We start from the raw sequence: 16535 nt of genomic DNA, 5'->3' as shown, positions 1-16535 counted from the left end.
CTTCGCGGACATCACCCACGCATAATTCCTTCCGGAAACTACACCGACCAGCGACGGTGTTGTCCGTTCGATACCGTCCACCGCACTCCTCGTCGCTCGAGAGTCGGACGGACGGACGGGACGGTACAGTAACAGTAACGACTTTCCCGCGCCGCTCGAAGGTCGAGACATGGCGTACGTCCCTCGAGACCACGTTCGAGAACTCGCCGCCGTCCTGAGTATCGTCTCGCTCGCGGTGGTGTTCGCGGCGGCGGGCGGCCGGATCCCGCAATCGACGGTGCCGACCGCGCCCGAGTGGGTGCTCGACCTGATCCCGCACGTCAACGCCGCGATCAGCGCGACCGCGATCGGGACGATCACGGTCGGCTGGCGGGCGATCCGCCGCGGGAACGTCGACCGCCACCGGCTCGCGATGCTCGCCTCGTTCGCGCTGTTCGTCGCCTTCCTCGCGTTCTACCTCTACCGGCTGGTCGCGACCGGCGGCCCGCAGCCGTTCCCCGGTCCGGACCCGGTCTACCAGTACGTCTACCTGCCGGTCCTCGCGATCCACATCCTGCTCGCGATCGTCTGCGTACCGCTGGTGTACTACGCGCTCCTGCTCGCTGGCGCCTACCGGATCGACGAGTTACCACGCACCAGCCACGCCCGGTTCGGGCGGCTCGCCGCGAGCCTGTGGCTCGTCTCGTTCTCGCTCGGGATCGTCGTCTACGTGCTGTTGCACGTCGTCTACTGAGGCGGTAACGCAGACGACGATCGGCGATAGCGGCTACTCGAGCGAGTCACTCGGCGAAACACGGGAAAATCGGCTCGCGTGCCGCGCGCTGCGATATCCGACGGTCGTATTACGTGACCAGGTTCTGGAAGAAGTCGCCGAACGCGATCAAAATTAGCGCGGCCACGACGATGAGAATGAGGAACGTGAAGAAGATGATCGCCGCTTGCCGTCCGGTGAGCGCTTCCCCTTCGAGGAATTCGTCCATTGCCATACCGGCTATTCGGTTGCTCCTCTTTTAAATATACGTGTGGTTTTGGCCGCGGTTTCGGGCGCTCCGTGCGATAGACGGTCTCTCCGCCGGAGGGAACCCGAGATTCGACCGAAACGACGCCGCGTCGAGACGGCGTCAGTCGTCGGCGCGGATCGGCTGCTCGCCGATGTCCGGCCGGCTCACGTCGCGGTCCGTTTCTTCGCCCTCGATGTCGTAGGGGTACTCGCCGGTGACACAGCCCAGACAGAGGTCGATCCGCTCCTCGCCGAGGACCTCGGCGACGGCGTCGGTCGAGAGGTAGGCGAGGCTGTCGGCGTTGATCTCGTCGCGAATCTCCGCGGTCGACTTGTCCGACGCGATGAGTTCCTCGCGGGTGGCCATGTCGATCCCCATGTAGCAGGGGGCGACGATGGCGGGCGCGCCGATCCGGACGTGGACCTCCTCGGCGCCGCAGTCCTTGAGCAGTTGAACGAGCTGCGTAGACGTCGTCCCGCGGACGATCGAGTCGTCGATGACGGTGACGGTCTTGCCCTCGATCGTCGATTTGATCGGGTTGAGCTTCAGCCGCACCGCGCGCTCGCGTTCGTCCTGGGTGGGCATGATGAACGTGCGGCCGACGTAGCGGTTCTTCATCAGCCCCTCGGCGAACTCGACGCCGTCGTCGTCCGCGTCGCGGGGCTCGCCGTCGGCGGTCGTCTCGCCGGCGGCGTCCGCGTAGCCGGAGGCGAACGCGCGCCCGGAGTCCGGAACGGGCATCACGACGTCGGTCTCGACGCCGCTTTCCTCCCAGAGCTTGCGGCCCAGGTTCCGCCGGGCCTCGTAGACGAGCGTGTCGTCGATGACGCTGTCCGGCCGGGCGAAGTAGACGTGCTCGAAGAAACAGTGGGCCGTGTGTTCGTCGTCGACGAGCTGGTAGGAGTCGAACCCCTGGCCGTCCTCCTGCAGGACGATCAGCTCGCCGGGCTTGACGTCGCGGACGAGTTCCCCGTCTAACGTGTCGATCGCCGCCGATTCCGACGCGAGGATGTAGCCGTCCTCGAGTTTCCCGATGCAGAGCGGGCGGTTCCCCTGCGGGTCGCGGACGCCGAGGATGGTGTCGTCGTGGCTGATCGTCAGCGAGTAGGAGCCGTGGATCCGGCCCATCGTGCGCTTGACCGCGCGGACGAGGTCCTCCTCGAGCAGGTTGCGCGCGAGGTCGTGGGCGATGACCTCGGTGTCGCCGTCGCTGGTGAAGGCGTGGCCGGCGGCGGCCAACTCCTCGCGAATCTCGTCGGCGTTGACGAGGTTGCCGTTGTGGGAGAGCCCCAGCGAGCCGCTCTTGAACGAGACGGAGAACGGTTGGGCGCAGCAGGAGTCGACGGAGCCGGCGGTCGGATACCGGACGTGGCCGACCCCGGCCGACCCGTTTAGCATGTCGAGGTCGTCCTCCTCGAAGACGTCCCCGACCAGCCCCATCTCGACGTGGCTGTGCTGCTGGAAGCCGTCGTGGGTGACGATCCCCGCGGACTCCTGGCCGCGGTGCTGGAGCGCGTAGAGCGCGTAGTACAACGGTCGCGCCGCGTCCCGACCGTTCAGTGAGACGCCGACGACGCCGCACTTCTCGGTCATTCCTGTTCGCCGGGGAGTCTCGCCCCGCCCATCAGTCATGGGAGTCAGTAGGGCGCCCTGACGATAAAAATCCCCGTGTTTGTGCTCCTTCGACGGCCACCAGAGCAAAATCATATCCACGTACGTGTATAAATACGCCAACGCCACGCTGGCGGCGGTTCGGCCCGGCAACGCCGCCGGTCGACTCCGGAACCGACGCAGTAACCCTCGAGTCCGAGTACAGATCGCCCGGGACCGGTCACCCAGTCTGAGGTTCCGGAATCGCGACACCTTTACCGACGGATTCACGAGTAGACGGCAGTGAACCGCAGGACAGCGCTCGAGACCCTTCGGTCGCCGGCCGTCGCCTTCGGCCTCGCGGCTGTCGTCGCCGCCACGATCTGGCTGTCGGTGTCGACGAGCGCGGGGACGATGCTCGCGATCACGCTGTTTTGCATCGTGCTCTGGGTGCTGACGCCAGTGCCTCCCTCGTACACGGGGGTGATCGCTCTCGGCCTGATCGCGGTCGCCTTCTCGACGGACCTGGCGCTCGGCGGGTTCCAGAAGCCGGCGACGTGGCTCATCGGCTTCGGACTCCTGATGGGCGAAGCGACGCGCCAGAGCGGGCTGGCGAACGCGGTCGGCCGGACGGTCGCGACCAGGAGCATCGGCGACCCGGCCAACTCGGAGACGCGTCGCACGTACCGTCGGCTGCTGTTCGCGCTGGCGCTCGGCGGCCACGCGCTGGCCTTCCTCGTTCCGTCGGCGCTCGTTCGGATCCTCGCGCTGGCGCCGATCCTCCGGGAGCTCGGCTCGCGGTTCGACTCGCGGGACGCGCGGATCGGCCTCTACCTCGGGCCGCTGTTCGGAACGTTCTACGGCTCGGCCGGCATTCTGACCGCGGACCTCCCTAACATCATCATCTCGGGGTTCGCGGAGTCGATCGGCGGTCACGCCATCTCGTGGTCCGAGTGGTGGCTCCACATGTACCCGGTCATGGGGCTCGTTCGCGTGTTGCTGGTCGTCGGCATCGTCTACCTGCTCTTTCGCCCGCCGGCCGATTCGGCGTTCGACCTCCCCGGTGCCGACGCGGAGACCGGCGACGCCGCGGCGACCGACGGCGACGGCACCGGGACCGGGTTCGGCGCTGCGGAACGGCGGATGCTTGCCTTCCTCCTCGTCGGCGCGGCCATCTGGGCGACGGACTTCGTCCACGGCTTCCATCCGGTGATCGGCGCCGTGGCCGTCGTCGTCCTCGCCTTTCTCCCCGAGGTCGGCGTCGCGGACTTCGACGCGGTCGGCGGCGAGGTCGACTTCTCGATCCTCTTTTTCATCGCCGCGGTGTTCGCGATCGGCGACGGGCTGACCGAGACCGGCTTCACCGACACCGCGGCGACGCACCTGCTCGAGTTCGTGCCGACGGGCGCGCCGCTCGCGGTGATCCTCGCGTCGGTCTTCCTGATCACCTTCGGGCTCACGTTCCTGATGGAAGGCGTGGCCGTCGCGAGCGTGCTGACGCCCGTACTGATCCCCTACATCGAGACAGCGGGGTTGCCGTTCATGCCCGTGTTACTGGCGGAGACGATGGCGCTAAGCTCGTACTTCTTCCCGTACCAGTCAGCGGTCCTCATCGTCATTCTGAACGAAGGTGATATCAGAACGCGGGAGCTGATCGTCGCGACGGTCGCGTGCTCGCTCGCGACGATCGTCCTCCTCCTGCCGATCCAGTTCGGGCTATTCAGCGTCTTGTACTGAGCCGCTCTGCGAGGCGCAGTGTTCAAGACGATCGCCTCGAGTGCAGAACGTAACGCATGCGACTCGAGGAGTACTGGGGGGTCGGCCCGAAGACGCGGGAGACGCTGATCGAGGAGTTGGGCCGGGAGCGGGCGATCCGGGCCATCGAGAACGGGAACGTCCGCGCGCTCGCGGACGCCGGACTGGCGCGGGGGCGCGCGACCCGCATCCTGCGCCGCGCGACGGGCGGCGACGGGATCGACGTGCTGGCGACGAGCGACGCCCGGTCGGTGTACAAGGACCTGCTCGATCTCGCCTCGGACCACGCCGTCACGCGGCGCGCGGCCGACCGCATTCGGGTACTGACGCCGCTGACGAGCCGCGAGGCGATGGCGGATCGGCTCGACGACGTCCTCGCGGCGCGGGACGCCTGGGCCGCCCTCGAGCGGGCGGACCGCGAGACCGTCCTCGAGGCCTACGAACGCTACGACGAGCGCGACGGCAGCGAGCGGGCGGCCGTCGAGGCCGCACTTGCGCTCCTCGAGGCAGGGGTCGACGCCGGCCCGTTCGGGGCGATCGCCGACCTCGAGCGCGAGACGCTCGAGGAAGCCGCGGACGCGCTCGCGGCGCTGGACGGGGACGGCGGCCGCGTCACTGAGGGCGCCGACGAGAAACTCGACCGGCTGCGGGAGGCGTTGGGCGCCGTCGAGGACATGGACGCCAACGCCCTGGACCTGATCGAGGACCTGCGCTCGGACGGCGTCCGCGACGTCGACCAGTTCCGCGAGGCCTTCGAGGACCACCTCCTCTCGGAGACGGACGTGACGATCGACCAAGTGCGGGACGCGATGCCGACCGACGCGGCCGACGCGACGGATTTCGTCGGTGGAACGTTGCGGACCCTGCGAAGCGACCTCACTGCGGCGATCGACGAGCGCGAGGAGACCGTCGCGAGCGAGTACCGAGAAACGCTCGAGGACGCCGCCGACGCCGTCGATCGAGCCGTCGAGGCGGTCGACGACATCGCCTTGCACCTCTCGCTGGCGCGGTTCGCGCTCGAGTACGACTGCACCCGGCCTGCGTTCGTCGACGGCGAGGAGGGCGCCGTCTCCGTCGTCAACGCGCGCAACCTGACGCTCGCAGCGACCGACGAGGAGTCCGTCCAACCGGTCACGTACGCGCTGGGCGAACACGACCTCGAGAGCGCCGACGACACGAGCGTCGCCGACCTCCCCGCCGACGAGCGCGTCGCCGTCCTCACCGGCGCGAACAGCGGCGGGAAGACGACCCTGCTCGAGACGCTGTGTCACGTCGTCCTGCTCGCGATGATGGGGCTGCCCGTCCCCGCCGACCAGGCCGAGGTCACGCCCGTCGACTCGCTTGTCTTCCACCGCCGCCACGCCAGCTTCAACGCCGGCGTCCTCGAGTCTACCCTGCGATCGATCGTCCCGCCGCTGTCCTCGGGCGGCCGGACGCTGATGCTGGTCGACGAGTTCGAGGCGATCACCGAACCCGGCAGCGCGGCTGACCTGCTGCACGGGCTCGTCACGCTGACCGTCGACCGCGACGCGCTGGGCGTGTTCGTCACGCACCTCGCGGACGACTTAGAGCCGCTGCCGCTTGAAGCCCGCGTGGACGGCATCTTCGCGGAGGGGCTGAACCCGGACCTCGAACTGCTGGTCGACTACCAGCCCCGCTTCGGCACGGTGGGCCGGTCGACGCCGGAGTTCATCGTCTCGCGGCTCGTCGCGAACGCCGACGACCGCAGCGAGCGGGCCGGCTTCGAGACGCTGGGCGAGGCGGTCGGCAACGACGTCGTCCAGCGGACGCTCGCGGACGCGCGCTGGAGCGAGGGCACGACCGACTGACGGTCGGCAGCGAGTCCGGTCAGGGGCGGTCCGACTCGTCGCCGTCTCGGTCTCGCTCCTCCTCGAGCCACCGATCCCGCCGCGGTTCGTAGTCCGTCCCGTCGTCGATTTCCGTCCCGTACGTGTAGATCGTCCCGTCTTCGTCCTCGCAGATCCGCGCCTCGAGGTACGCCTGCGCCGCGCGCCGCGAGAGCGCGCCCATCTCGACGACGTCGCCGAGCGCGGTCTTCGTCGCCCGAAACCACGTTCTGACCGCCCGATCGTCGGCGGGATCGACCGCGACGATCGCGCCGCGGCCGCCGTCCCGGCCGTCGCCCCACTCGAGCCAGCAGACGCGGTAGGGCTCGACCGCGTAGTCGTTCTCGGGCGCGACGAGGAACAGCGCCTCGTGGACGCACGGATCGAGATGGTCCGTCAGGATCCGCTCGAGGGCGACCGAATCGGCGAGCAGCGCGGCCTCGATCGCTCCTTCCGCCAGCGGCGTCGCGGCGGTGATCTCGTCGGCGAGCGAGAGGTCCTCGCCGCCCCAGTGACTGTAGCGAAGGTCGTAGAGCCGATCGGGGCGCCGGTACGCGACGAGCGCCCTATGGCCCATCGTGGCCCTCGTCGGTTCGGTCGGACTGCGGTGACGGGGGGTCGGTACGGCGGCGATGGCGTCTCGAGCGAGCAGGCGGGGTGTCGGAACGCATCGTCCGCCGGTTCTGGTCGCCCGCCGGTATTTGAAGCCCCGGACGCGAGCGGCGGACGTCGGTAGCGCGGGCGGCCAATGGTGTCCCCCACTGCGACCGATCGCACGAACACAACGCCAAAATCCCTTCAAGACCTAGGGATGCTCGAAACCGAATGGGAACGAACACGGAGTACGACGCGGTGATCTTCGACAACGACGGCGTACTGACCACCCCGACCGACTACGACGTGCTGGTCGACGCGACCTACGACGCGTTCGCGTCGGTCGGCGCCGCCGAGCCGACCCGCGACCACGTCGAGACGCTGCTCGGCCCCGACGTCGAGTCGCTCCGGCGGGTCGCCGACGAGCACGGCGTCGACCCCGCGGACCTCTGGGCCGCTCGCGAGCGCGCCGCCATCGAGGCCCAACTCGAGGAGATCCGCGCCGGCCGCAAACGGCTCTACGACGACGTCTCGGTGCTCGACCGCCTCGAGAAGCCGAGCGCGATCGTCAGCAACAACCAGCACGAGACGATCGCGAACATCCTCGAGCACCTCGACGTCGGCGGGTTCGACGTCTGGTACGGCCGCGAGCCGTCGCTCGAGGGCATCGAGCGGAAGAAGCCCAACACCTACTACCTCGAGTCGGCGATCGACGAGTTGGGCGTCTCGAATCCGCTGTACGTCGGGGACAGCCGCGTCGACGTGACCGCGGCGGCCGAGGCCGGGGTCGATTCGGCGTTCGTCCGCCGGGACCACCGCGAGGGGTACGACTTGCCGACCGAGCCGGACCACGAGATCGACTCGCTTGCGGCGCTCGAGGAGATCGTCTAGTCGGTCCGTCGCCGGTCGACGGATCGCGTCAGGCCGGCAACGCGGTCTCGTTCTCGGCCTCGACGCGACGCTCGGCCCGTTCCGTGACCGCGTCGTTCATCGCCGCGAAGCCGCGCTCGAGGCGCTCGCGGTCGAACAACAGCGGAACGAGTGCGCCGCGAAACGTTTCCCGCTGGAGGAGTCGGGTCCGGTCGCCCTCGTCGATGGGGATGAGGTGGAACTCGTGATAGCCGTCGAACGCGAACGGAACGGCCAACCGGCCGACCCAGGCAAGCCGGCGGTCCTCCTCGGCGACGATCACCTCGGGGGCGAACGTCATCCCGCGCGAGTCCGGCGGTTCGATCCGGACTCGCAGCCGCTCCCCCTCGACTGGGAGCCCATCGATCGAGCGAACGAACGGGTTCCACTCCGGATAGCTGTCGAACTCGAGGAGTACCTCCCAGACCACCGGCGGCGGAGCGTCGATCTCCGCGAAGACCTCGATCTCTTCCATGCGATAAGCTAGCACTCACGGCGTCATCCGCCTATCGGTGGCAGGTGCCAGTTGGGGTGTGGGGCCGCGGATCGGAAACGGCGGCCCCGAAGCGAACGGATCGGAGGGCGCGGACGGCGCGGAGACGGTGCAGAGGCGGCGTCCCGGCAGCGGAGTCGCTACGCGCTGTCGTTGAACCGCCGGTTCGTTGACAGCGGCGCGTCACCGGGTTCGCCCCGCACGAAGTGGCCGGCCGGGTTGGTTTCGCCGTCCCGCTCCATCGAGAGGAGTTCGACGAACCAGGCCTCGTGTTCGATCTCCTCCTGCAGGATGCGCTGGGCCATGTCGTACGTGCGCGGGTCGACGCCGTGGGTCATGTCGCAGATCTCGGACCACGTGCGGATCGCGCACCGCTCGGCCTCGAGCAGCACCTCGAGGATGTTCTCGGCGGTCAGGTTCTCGAGGTCGAACCCCTCCGTCTCGTACGGCACCGGCATCTCGGCGTCCGGACAGGAGGCCCGATCGGCGAAATCGCGGATGTCGTTGGGCAGCGCGCCGCCGAGTTCGTACACCCGCGGCGCGACCAGTTCGAAGTGCGCGCGGTCCTCGAGGCGCGCGTCCTCGGTGATCTCCTTGTAGTCCTCGTGGCCCGCGAGGTGCATCCGGAGGTTCGTGTAGTAGTAGTACGTCGTGAACTCGGCGCCGATGGCGTCGAGCAGTTTCTCCCGGAGTTCCTCCGGTTCCAGCCCCCGCTCCCGGAGGACGGCCATTCCGACTCGCTCGCTGGTGTCGCCCGCATCGACGTCGCCGGCCGCGTGTGGTTTCTCGTCGGACATGCACCTGTCGAGTGCTACCACGTGTCACTTAGTGGTTCGTGTGGCAAATACCGGCCGGAATCGACACTCTCGGAGACTCTCTCCGCAGATTGTCTCTTTCGAAAACCGAGTGAGTCGAACCGCGACGGCTCACGTCGGCGCGTGCGTTGACCGCGCGTTCGCCGCCGCCTCGCGGAACCGCGCCGCGGCCTCGTCGGCGAGCGGATAGGCGTCGTGGTAGGGATTGATCTCGCGGTCGACCCCGGCGACCGACCGGATCGCGTCCGCCATTCGCTCGTAGTTCTCGTCGACGACGTCCCGAATGAGGACCGGCATCCCCGCGCGCTCGCAGAGTTCCCGCGCCGCGGCCCGCCCCGCCCAGACGGTCTCGGCCTCGCGGTCCGCGAAGAAGAGCGCGAACGGCGCCTCGCCGAACTGCGCCTCGAGGAACCGCTGCGCAGCGGGGTCGTCCCGGGGGACGATGCCGACGTCCTCGAGTTGCCGCACCGCGGTCGCGGCCGCCGAGCAGAACGGACAGTCGCCGTCGTAGAACAGGATGCCGGTGTACTGGGGCTGCGAGTCCGAATCGGACGTCATGCTGGCGGATCACGCCGTCGTACACCGCCGAGACGGAAGAGAGTTCGGTCGGTCCGAGGCGTCGAAGCGGACGGACCCGACGGTCGTCTACTGACGGCGCGAGACGTCGGTAGTGTCAGCCAACGGTCCGACGGTAGTGTGACGGCCTCGTATCACCCCAGCTTCGACCGCCCCGGCGGCTTGTCGTGATTTGCGCGGTGCCGGAGCATCTCGCCGTACCGCTCGACCTCGAGCACGCAGTCGGACCGGGGTTGGGCGACGCAGGTGAGGACGAACCCCGCCGCCTCGTCCTCCTCGTAGTACCGCTTGGCCGCCCGCTGGTCGACCTCGCCCTCGAGCAGCCGCGCGCCGCAGGTGACACACCACCCCTGCTGGCAGTCCGCCGAGAGCCAGATGCCGGCCGCGCGGGCGGCCGCGAGGATCGTCTCGTCCTCGCGGACCTCGATCGTCCGGGACTCGCCGGCGGCCTTGAGGTCGGCGTCGTCGGGAACGCGGAGTTCGACGGTCCAGGTCGTCGAGTCGGTCACGGACGGCAGTTGGACCGCTCGCGAAAAAGGGCGGGGCCTGCGTTGGCACCGAACACCCAGCACCGAATACCGAACCGCTCGCGCCGGCGGTACCGGAAACCGTTGCTCCTAACGGCCCGAGGGACGTACCGTCGACCGACCATGCCGACGGTGCTGGTTCGCGGTCTCACCGAGGAGGGACCCGGCGACGTCGTCGGGGCGTTCGCCGGCGAAGCGGACGTCGACCCCGACCGCATCGGGGCGATCGACATCGACGACGAGGAAGCGCGCGTCGACCTCGAACTCGAGGGCGACGCCCTTGAGGAGTTCGTCGAGACCATGGACGGCAACCGTGTCGGCCGCTCGGAGGTGTCGGTGACGCCGCTGGACGAGGAGACGGAAGCCGTTCGGGACTACGTCGACGAGCGGTCCCGGCTCGTCGAACTCGAGCGCGAGGCCGAGATGGAGCGCCACGAGCGCGAGATCCGCCGGCTGTCGGGCCGCGAGCGAGAGTCGAAGGGTCGGGCCCTGCTCGAGATGCGGGGTCGCGACGAGGGCGAGGGGCTGTCGGGCCACCTCGTCAAGTTCACGAAGCGGTACGGCGACGCCCTCCCCGACACCGAGATTTCCGTCGGCGACCTCGTGATGGTCTCGAAGCGGGACCCGCTGCGGGACGACAACCCGACCGCGACGGTGACCCAAGTGACCAACCACTCCGTGACCGTCTCCTTCGACTCGAAGCCGCCGGGCTGGCTGCTCGACGACGGCATCCGGCTCGACCTCTACGTCAACGACGTCACCTATCAGCGGATGCTCGAGGCCCTTGAGTCGTTCCTCGAGGCCGAACCCGATCCGGACGGCGACGTCCCCCGCGAGCACCTCCGAGACGTGATCGTCGGCCTTGAGGAGCCCGAGGCGGTCGCGTCCGGTCCCGTCCGCGCGGTCGTCGACGGCTGGCACGACGAGCAGCTCAACGACTCCCAGCGCGAGGCCGTCGAGCGGGCCGTCACGACCGACGACGTCCACCTGATCCACGGCCCGCCCGGCACCGGCAAGACGACGACCGCGGTCGAGGCGATCCGGCAGGCCGTCGACCGGGGCGACTCGGTGCTCGCGACGGCCGCCTCGAACACCGCGGTCGACAACGTCGTCGAGTTCCTCGCGGCCGGCGACCACGAGCCGCTGCGGGTCGGCCACCCCGCCCGCGTGACGCCGACCCTGCGCGAGCACACCCTGGACGCCCGCCTCGAGGACAACGAGACCTACCGGGAGTCCCGCGAGGTCCGCGAGGAGGCCTTCGACCTGCTCGATCGGCAGGACGACCTCACCGCGCCCTCCGGCCGCTGGCGACGGGGCCTCTCGGACGAGCGCATCAAGCAACTCGCCGAGGAGGGCCGCGGCTCGCGGGGGATTCCGCCCGAGAAGATCGAGGAGATGGCCGAGTGGCTCGAGCTGCAGGAGCGCGCGGACGAGCTGTTCGACCGCGCCGAGCGCCTCGCGCAGGAGGCCATCGCCGAGGAGATCGAACGCGCGGACGTCGTCTGTACGACCAACTCGACGGCCGGCAGCGACCTGCTGGCCGGCCAGCGGTTCGACACGCTGGTGATCGACGAGGCCACGCAGGCGACCGAACCCTCGTGTCTGATCCCGATCGTAAAGGCCGATCGGGTGATCATGGCCGGCGACCACCGGCAGCTACCGCCGACGATCCAGAGCCGGGAGGCCGAGCGCGAGGGGTTAGACGAGACGCTGTTCGAGCGCCTCGCGGAGCGGTACGGCGCGGACGGCGACGACCCGATCCGCTCGCTGCTGACCACCCAGTACCGGATGCACGAGCGCATCCAGGACTTCTCGAGCGAGCGGTTCTACGACGGCACGCTCGAGCCCGACGAGTCGGTTCGGGACCACACGCTCGCGGAGCTGCTCGAGGGCGCCGACGGCGACGCTGACCGGGACCTCGGCCGCGAGCACCCCGCACTCGAGCCTGACGAACCGCTCGTCTTCGTCGACACGAGCGACGCGGACGCGCCCGAACGCAGCCGCGAGGGCTCCCCGTCGACGGAGAATCCCTACGAGGCCGATCTGGTGACCGAGCACGCCCGCGCGCTGCTCGAGGCGGGCCTCGAGCCCGCGGACCTCGCGGTTATCTCGCCGTACGACGACCAGGTGAAGCGGATCGAGGACGCACTCGAGAGCACGCTGCCCGAGGCGACGGCCGAGGCCCTCGAGGTCGACACCGTCGACGGCTTCCAGGGCCGCGAGAAGGCGGTCGTGCTCGTCTCGCTGGTCCGGAGCAACGACCGCCGCGAGGTCGGGTTCCTCGACGAGCCCCGCCGGTTCAACGTGGCGCTGACCCGCGCGCGCCGGAAGGCCGTCGTTGTCGGCGACCGCGACACCGTAACCGCCGCCGAGGTCTTCGACGACTTCTGCGAGTACGCACGGGATCGCGGCCGGATCGTCGACGCGAACCGGACGCGGTAACGCTTCGCTTCGATTCAGAGCGCACCCGGCTCGCTCGTTACGGAACGGCTTACAGTCGGTAACGCCGACCTGTCTCGCGCGCTGATTTTCGGCCGGCGAAGACGTGGCGTCGTCCGCCGCACGTCGCTCCGACCCGTCGCGTTCGCTCGGGTAGCTCGACGCGAGCTGTAAGAGTATGTACAAATAACTTAACGGGATTGACGGGATGGTCGCCGATAGCAATGGCCCAGGCGAGCGACACGGCGCCGCGATCGAGCGGCGACGAACCGGACCGCGAGTCAGCGGCCGCGAACGAAACGGTTCTCGAGACGGATCCCGACGCGGGACTCGAGGTGACCACCGTCGACTCGATTCGGGCGATCGATCGCTCGCGGTGGAACGACGTCGTCCGGCGCTCGCACTGCGGGAGCGTCTTCCACCGCCACGAGTGGCTCGCGGCGATCGAGAGCGGGCTCGGCTATCCGGCCGAGCACCTGATCGTCGAGAAGGACGGCAACCTCATCGGCCTGCTGCCGAACTTCGTCGTCGACATCGAGAAGACGCCGTTTCGCCGGCTGTCGTCGATCTACCCCGGCTTCGGCGGGCCGGTCGTCACGACCGACGTGGCCGACTCGCTGTCGCTGCTCGCCGCGGCCGTCCCCGAGTGCTGTTCGGGGCGCACGATCGTCCACCAGATCCGCGGCCTCGACACCGACTACCTGCGCTACAACAACCGTCTGCAGTCCGAGGGCTACCGCCCGTACCGGCGGGAGTGTCGGTTCGTGCTCGATCTGACCCAGGGGTACGACCGGATCGAGGAGGGGATGAGCCGAACCCGGCGGCGCGGTATCCGCAAGGGACGCGAGACCGACCACGAGATCGTCGAGGAGGAACTCACGCGGGAGAACCTCCGGCGGTTTTACCGCGTCTACCGACGCGTCATGGACCGCGTCGGCGGCGATATCTACCCGTTTTCGTTCTTCGAGCACCTGCTCGAGCTGCGATCCAGACTGCTGTTGCTGACGGTCCGGATCGACGGCGAGTACGCGGGCGGCTTCCTGGAACTGTTAGACGAGGAGCGCAACGCGATCCACGGCTTCTTCGCCGCCGTGCCGGAGGAGTACTTCGACGACCACGCCTCGGAGCTGCTGTACGATCGCGTGTTCCGCTGGGGGATCGACCACGGCTACGAGACCTACGACTTCGGAAGCACGAACGCGAGCTTCGAGGACGGCGTCTTCCGGTTCAAGGAGGGCTTCGGCGGCCAGCCGATCCCGATCCTCGTCTGGGAGCGGGGCTGTAGCCCGCTGTGGCCGCTGGTAAAGGCGGGGCGGTCGCTCTACTGGCCGTACCACTTCGATTGACGGCCCTGCGTCGTGAGCGGCGCTTCCTGTTCGACAATACGAGTCCTGAATCGGCGTCGAAGAATGAGGTCCGGGTGCGAGATTCGAACTAGCGTCGCATCCGCCACGAGGATGCAGGATACCAACTACCCCAACCCGGACACGGCTGCATTCGAGCGTATCACAGACGGACGAAAAGCCGTTCCGTCTCGTTTCAGGACTCGAGACCGTCGTTGCAAGCCGTGATAATCGGGCGAGAACCACTCGCAGATCGCCGCAGTCCCCACAATCTTTAGCGTCGCAGCCGATTTTCGACCCGATGCGAGCCGCAGCCTTCACCGACCTGATCGGTCCCGAAGGAGTGAGCGTGATCGACCGCGACGACCCCGCACCCGGCCACGGCGAGGCCGTCGTCGACGTCGACGCCTGCGCGATCAACCGCCACGACCTGTGGGTCCTTGAGGGCGACTCGGCGATGGTCGACGCCGACGACCTGCCCTTCGTCACCGGACTCGACGTCGCCGGCACCGTCCGCGAGGTCGGCGAGGGCGTCTCGAGCGTCGATCCGGGCGACCGCGTCGTGCTCTGTCCGAACGAGACCTGCGGCGAGTGCCGCTTCTGCCGCGAGGGGCCCGAGAATATGTGCGAGAACTTCTCGCTGTACCACGGCGGACTCGCCGAGGCCGCCCGGGTCGAAGCGGATCGGCTCGTCCCGCTGCCCGAGAGCGTGGACGCGACGACCGCCGCCGCGATCCCGACCGCCTACATGACCGCCTTCCACATGCTCCGGCGGGCCGACGTCGGACCCGGCGACCTCGTGTTCGTCCCCGGTGCGACCGGCGGCGTCGGCGTCGCGACCGTCCAACTCGCCGATATCGTCGGCGCGAAGACCGTCGGCACCTCCTCGTCGGCGTCGAAACTCGAGCGCGTCCGGGAACTCGGCCTCGATCACGGGATCCGGTCGACCGACGTCGACGAGATCCGCGAGCAGGTCGCCGAGATCGGCGCGCCCGACGCCGTCATCAACCACCTCGGCGGCGAGTACACCGAACTCGGCCAGCACGTGATGCGACGGGGCGGGACGATGGTCGTCTGCGGCCGCACGGCCGGCGGCACTTCGACGATCGACGTCGCCGATTTCTTCCTCGGACACAAGCGCGTCGTCGGCTCGACGATGGGGACGCAGGACGACCTGCGGCGACTCGTCGACCTCGTCGCCGACGGGGAACTCGAGCCCGAGATCGACGAGACGTTCCCGCTCGAGGGGACGGCCGACGCGTTCGCCGCGATGCAGGATCGGGAGAGCGTCGGGAAGTTGGTCGTCGAGCCGTAGCCGCCGACCCTCGGTTCCGCGCTCGAGTCCGGTCGCCGGAACGCGCCGGGCTGACCTATTTCCGCCCGGTCGGTGTCGGGCGCCTATGACGAACATCGCGATCACCGGCGCGTCCGGCAACGTCGGCAGGGAAGCGATCGCGGCCTTCGACGGCACCGACGCCGACCTGACGCTCTTTTCGCACAGCGAGACGGACGACCTCGAGACGACGCCCTTCGACATCGCCGACTACGACGCGTTCGTCGACGCGCTCGACGGGCAGGACGTGCTGATCCACCTCGCGGCCAACCCCGATCCGCGCGCCGAGTGGGAGGCGGTGCGGGGGCCGAACGTCGACGGCCTCTACAACGCCTACGAGGCCGCGCTGGAGAACGACCTCGAGCGGGTGGTCTTCGCGAGTTCGAACCACGCGGTTAACATGGGCAACGCCGTCTCGGGCGTCCGCCCGGAGTCGACGATCGGCGAGCCCGCGGTCGTTCGGCCGGCCGACCCGCCGGATCCGGACACCTACTACGGCGTCACGAAGGTCTTCGGCGAGGCGATGGGGTCCTACTACGCGAAGCGCCACGGGCTGGACGTGATCAACCTCCGGATCGGCTGGCTGCTCACCCGCGAGGAACTCCGACAGGAGGTCGCCGACCGCGACGCCTCGGGCGAGCGCTACGCCCGCGCGATGTGGCTCAGCCCCGAGGACTGCCGGCGGGTGCTCCGGGCGGCCGCGACCAGCAGTCTCTCGCGGACGCCGATGACCGCCCACGGCATCTCGAACAACGGGAAGCGCTTCCTCTCGCTGTCGGAGACGATGCTCGAGTTGGACTATCACCCGCAGGACGACGCCGAGCGGGTGCTGTCGGACGACGAGCCCGACCGGGAGGGGCTCGAAACGGGGTGACTCGTCGTCCCGCTATCGGAACGCCGTCGCGGGCGGCCGTGGGCCTCGAGGGATCGAAAGACCGAATATCGGAACGTTCGTACCCTCGGGTATGTCAACGAAGGTGGCCGAGTCGACGGGTTACGTCCCGAACATCCAGATGTCGGCGTTCGGGTACGTGATGGCGGGGCTGATCGCGGTCATCATGCTGCCGGTGCTCCCGATCATCGCCCTGGCGTGGGTGCTCTGGCGGGTCTTCGTCGCCGAGGAACCGGTCGAATCGCGCTACGAGAGCTGGCGCAACGAGCGCGGTCGCCGACCGCGTGCCGGTTCGGCCGAGGAGGTCGAAGAAGAACTCGAGGACGACGAGGCCGACTCCGAAGCCGACGCGGAGGCCGAAGCGGAGGCGTAACGCGTCCGTTCTCGAGTCACCGCGAATTTTCGTTTCGGCCCCGTCGAA

16 protein-coding genes are annotated in these 16535 nt (G+C 68.8%); 9 read left to right on the top strand and 7 right to left on the bottom strand.

What is annotated here, in order from left to right:
- The first annotated feature begins 169 nt into the window (after positions 1–169).
- Positions 170–733 (top strand): DUF420 domain-containing protein, encoded by a 564-nt coding sequence (locus ACYQ26_RS17330; protein WP_459810136.1) that lies wholly within the window; start codon positions 170–172, stop codon positions 731–733.
- Between the two features lie 109 nt (positions 734–842).
- On the opposite strand, the gene ACYQ26_RS17325 is transcribed toward ACYQ26_RS17330, so the two are convergent.
- Together ACYQ26_RS17325 and purF are read right to left on the bottom strand one after the other, a co-directional pair.
- Positions 843–986 (bottom strand): hypothetical protein, encoded by a 144-nt coding sequence (locus tag ACYQ26_RS17325; protein ID WP_459810135.1) that lies wholly within the window; start codon positions 984–986, stop codon positions 843–845.
- A 135-nt stretch (positions 987–1121) separates the two neighbouring features.
- Positions 1122–2594, bottom strand: coding sequence for an amidophosphoribosyltransferase (gene purF / locus ACYQ26_RS17320; RefSeq protein WP_459810759.1), 1473 nt, complete (start codon positions 2592–2594; stop codon positions 1122–1124).
- Positions 2595–2894: 300 nt separating this feature from the next.
- On the opposite strand from purF, the gene ACYQ26_RS17315 reads away from it, so the two are divergent.
- Positions 2895–4328: an SLC13 family permease gene (locus ACYQ26_RS17315; RefSeq protein ID WP_459810134.1), complete on the top strand. Its 1434-nt coding sequence runs from the start codon at positions 2895–2897 to the stop codon at positions 4326–4328.
- A 56-nt stretch (positions 4329–4384) separates the two neighbouring features.
- On the top strand, positions 4385–6175 hold the full coding sequence (locus ACYQ26_RS17310; protein ID WP_459810133.1) for a MutS-related protein: 1791 nt from the start codon (positions 4385–4387) through the stop codon (positions 6173–6175).
- A 19-nt stretch (positions 6176–6194) separates the two neighbouring features.
- On the opposite strand, the gene ACYQ26_RS17305 is transcribed toward ACYQ26_RS17310, so the two are convergent.
- On the bottom strand, positions 6195–6770 hold the full coding sequence (locus tag ACYQ26_RS17305; protein WP_459810132.1) for a DUF6735 family protein: 576 nt from the start codon (positions 6768–6770) through the stop codon (positions 6195–6197).
- A 248-nt stretch (positions 6771–7018) separates the two neighbouring features.
- Between ACYQ26_RS17305 and ACYQ26_RS17300 the strand changes: the two genes are divergently transcribed.
- Entirely contained in the window at positions 7019–7678 is a 660-nt protein-coding gene (locus ACYQ26_RS17300) for an HAD family hydrolase (RefSeq protein ID WP_459810131.1), read from the top strand.
- 28 nt (positions 7679–7706) lie between these two features.
- Here ACYQ26_RS17300 and ACYQ26_RS17295 read toward each other — a convergent pair whose 3' ends face one another.
- From ACYQ26_RS17295 to ACYQ26_RS17280, 4 genes are all read right to left on the bottom strand, one after another.
- Positions 7707–8171: an SRPBCC family protein gene (locus ACYQ26_RS17295; protein ID WP_459810130.1), complete on the bottom strand. Its 465-nt coding sequence runs from the start codon at positions 8169–8171 to the stop codon at positions 7707–7709.
- 158 nt (positions 8172–8329) lie between these two features.
- Positions 8330–8986, bottom strand: a complete 657-nt coding sequence (gene dps, locus ACYQ26_RS17290) for a DNA protection during starvation protein (RefSeq protein ID WP_459810129.1) — start codon at positions 8984–8986, stop codon at positions 8330–8332.
- Positions 8987–9115: 129 nt separating this feature from the next.
- Positions 9116–9562, bottom strand: a complete 447-nt coding sequence (locus tag ACYQ26_RS17285; RefSeq protein WP_459810128.1) for a thiol-disulfide oxidoreductase DCC family protein — start codon at positions 9560–9562, stop codon at positions 9116–9118.
- A 152-nt stretch (positions 9563–9714) separates the two neighbouring features.
- Complete coding sequence (locus tag ACYQ26_RS17280; RefSeq protein ID WP_459810127.1) at positions 9715–10089, bottom strand: 2Fe-2S iron-sulfur cluster-binding protein; 375 nt, start codon at positions 10087–10089, stop codon at positions 9715–9717.
- 141 nt (positions 10090–10230) lie between these two features.
- On the opposite strand from ACYQ26_RS17280, the gene ACYQ26_RS17275 reads away from it, so the two are divergent.
- The 5 genes from ACYQ26_RS17275 to ACYQ26_RS17255 all read left to right on the top strand — a co-directional run bounded on the left by ACYQ26_RS17275 (position 10231) and on the right by ACYQ26_RS17255 (position 16487).
- Positions 10231–12549, top strand: a complete 2319-nt coding sequence (locus ACYQ26_RS17275) for an IGHMBP2 family helicase (protein ID WP_459810126.1) — start codon at positions 10231–10233, stop codon at positions 12547–12549.
- A gap of 221 nt (positions 12550–12770) precedes the next feature.
- Positions 12771–13892: a GNAT family N-acetyltransferase gene (locus ACYQ26_RS17270; protein ID WP_459810125.1), complete on the top strand. Its 1122-nt coding sequence runs from the start codon at positions 12771–12773 to the stop codon at positions 13890–13892.
- Positions 13893–14190: 298 nt separating this feature from the next.
- The gene (locus ACYQ26_RS17265; protein ID WP_459810124.1) at positions 14191–15204 is read left to right on the top strand and encodes an alcohol dehydrogenase catalytic domain-containing protein; all 1014 of its coding nucleotides are present in this window, start codon (positions 14191–14193) and stop codon (positions 15202–15204) included.
- A gap of 85 nt (positions 15205–15289) precedes the next feature.
- Complete coding sequence (locus ACYQ26_RS17260) at positions 15290–16096, top strand: NAD-dependent epimerase/dehydratase family protein (protein WP_459810123.1); 807 nt, start codon at positions 15290–15292, stop codon at positions 16094–16096.
- Positions 16097–16187: 91 nt separating this feature from the next.
- Positions 16188–16487 carry a DUF7535 family protein gene (locus ACYQ26_RS17255; protein ID WP_459810122.1) on the top strand — a complete coding sequence of 100 codons (300 nt, stop codon included), beginning with the start codon at positions 16188–16190 and terminating at the stop codon, positions 16485–16487.
- Positions 16488–16535: the final 48 nt, after the last annotated feature.

Source organism: Halopiger thermotolerans (assembly GCF_054654555.1).
The sequence above is the reverse complement of the archived record's forward strand: the minus strand, read 5'-3'. Positions and strand labels throughout refer to the sequence as shown.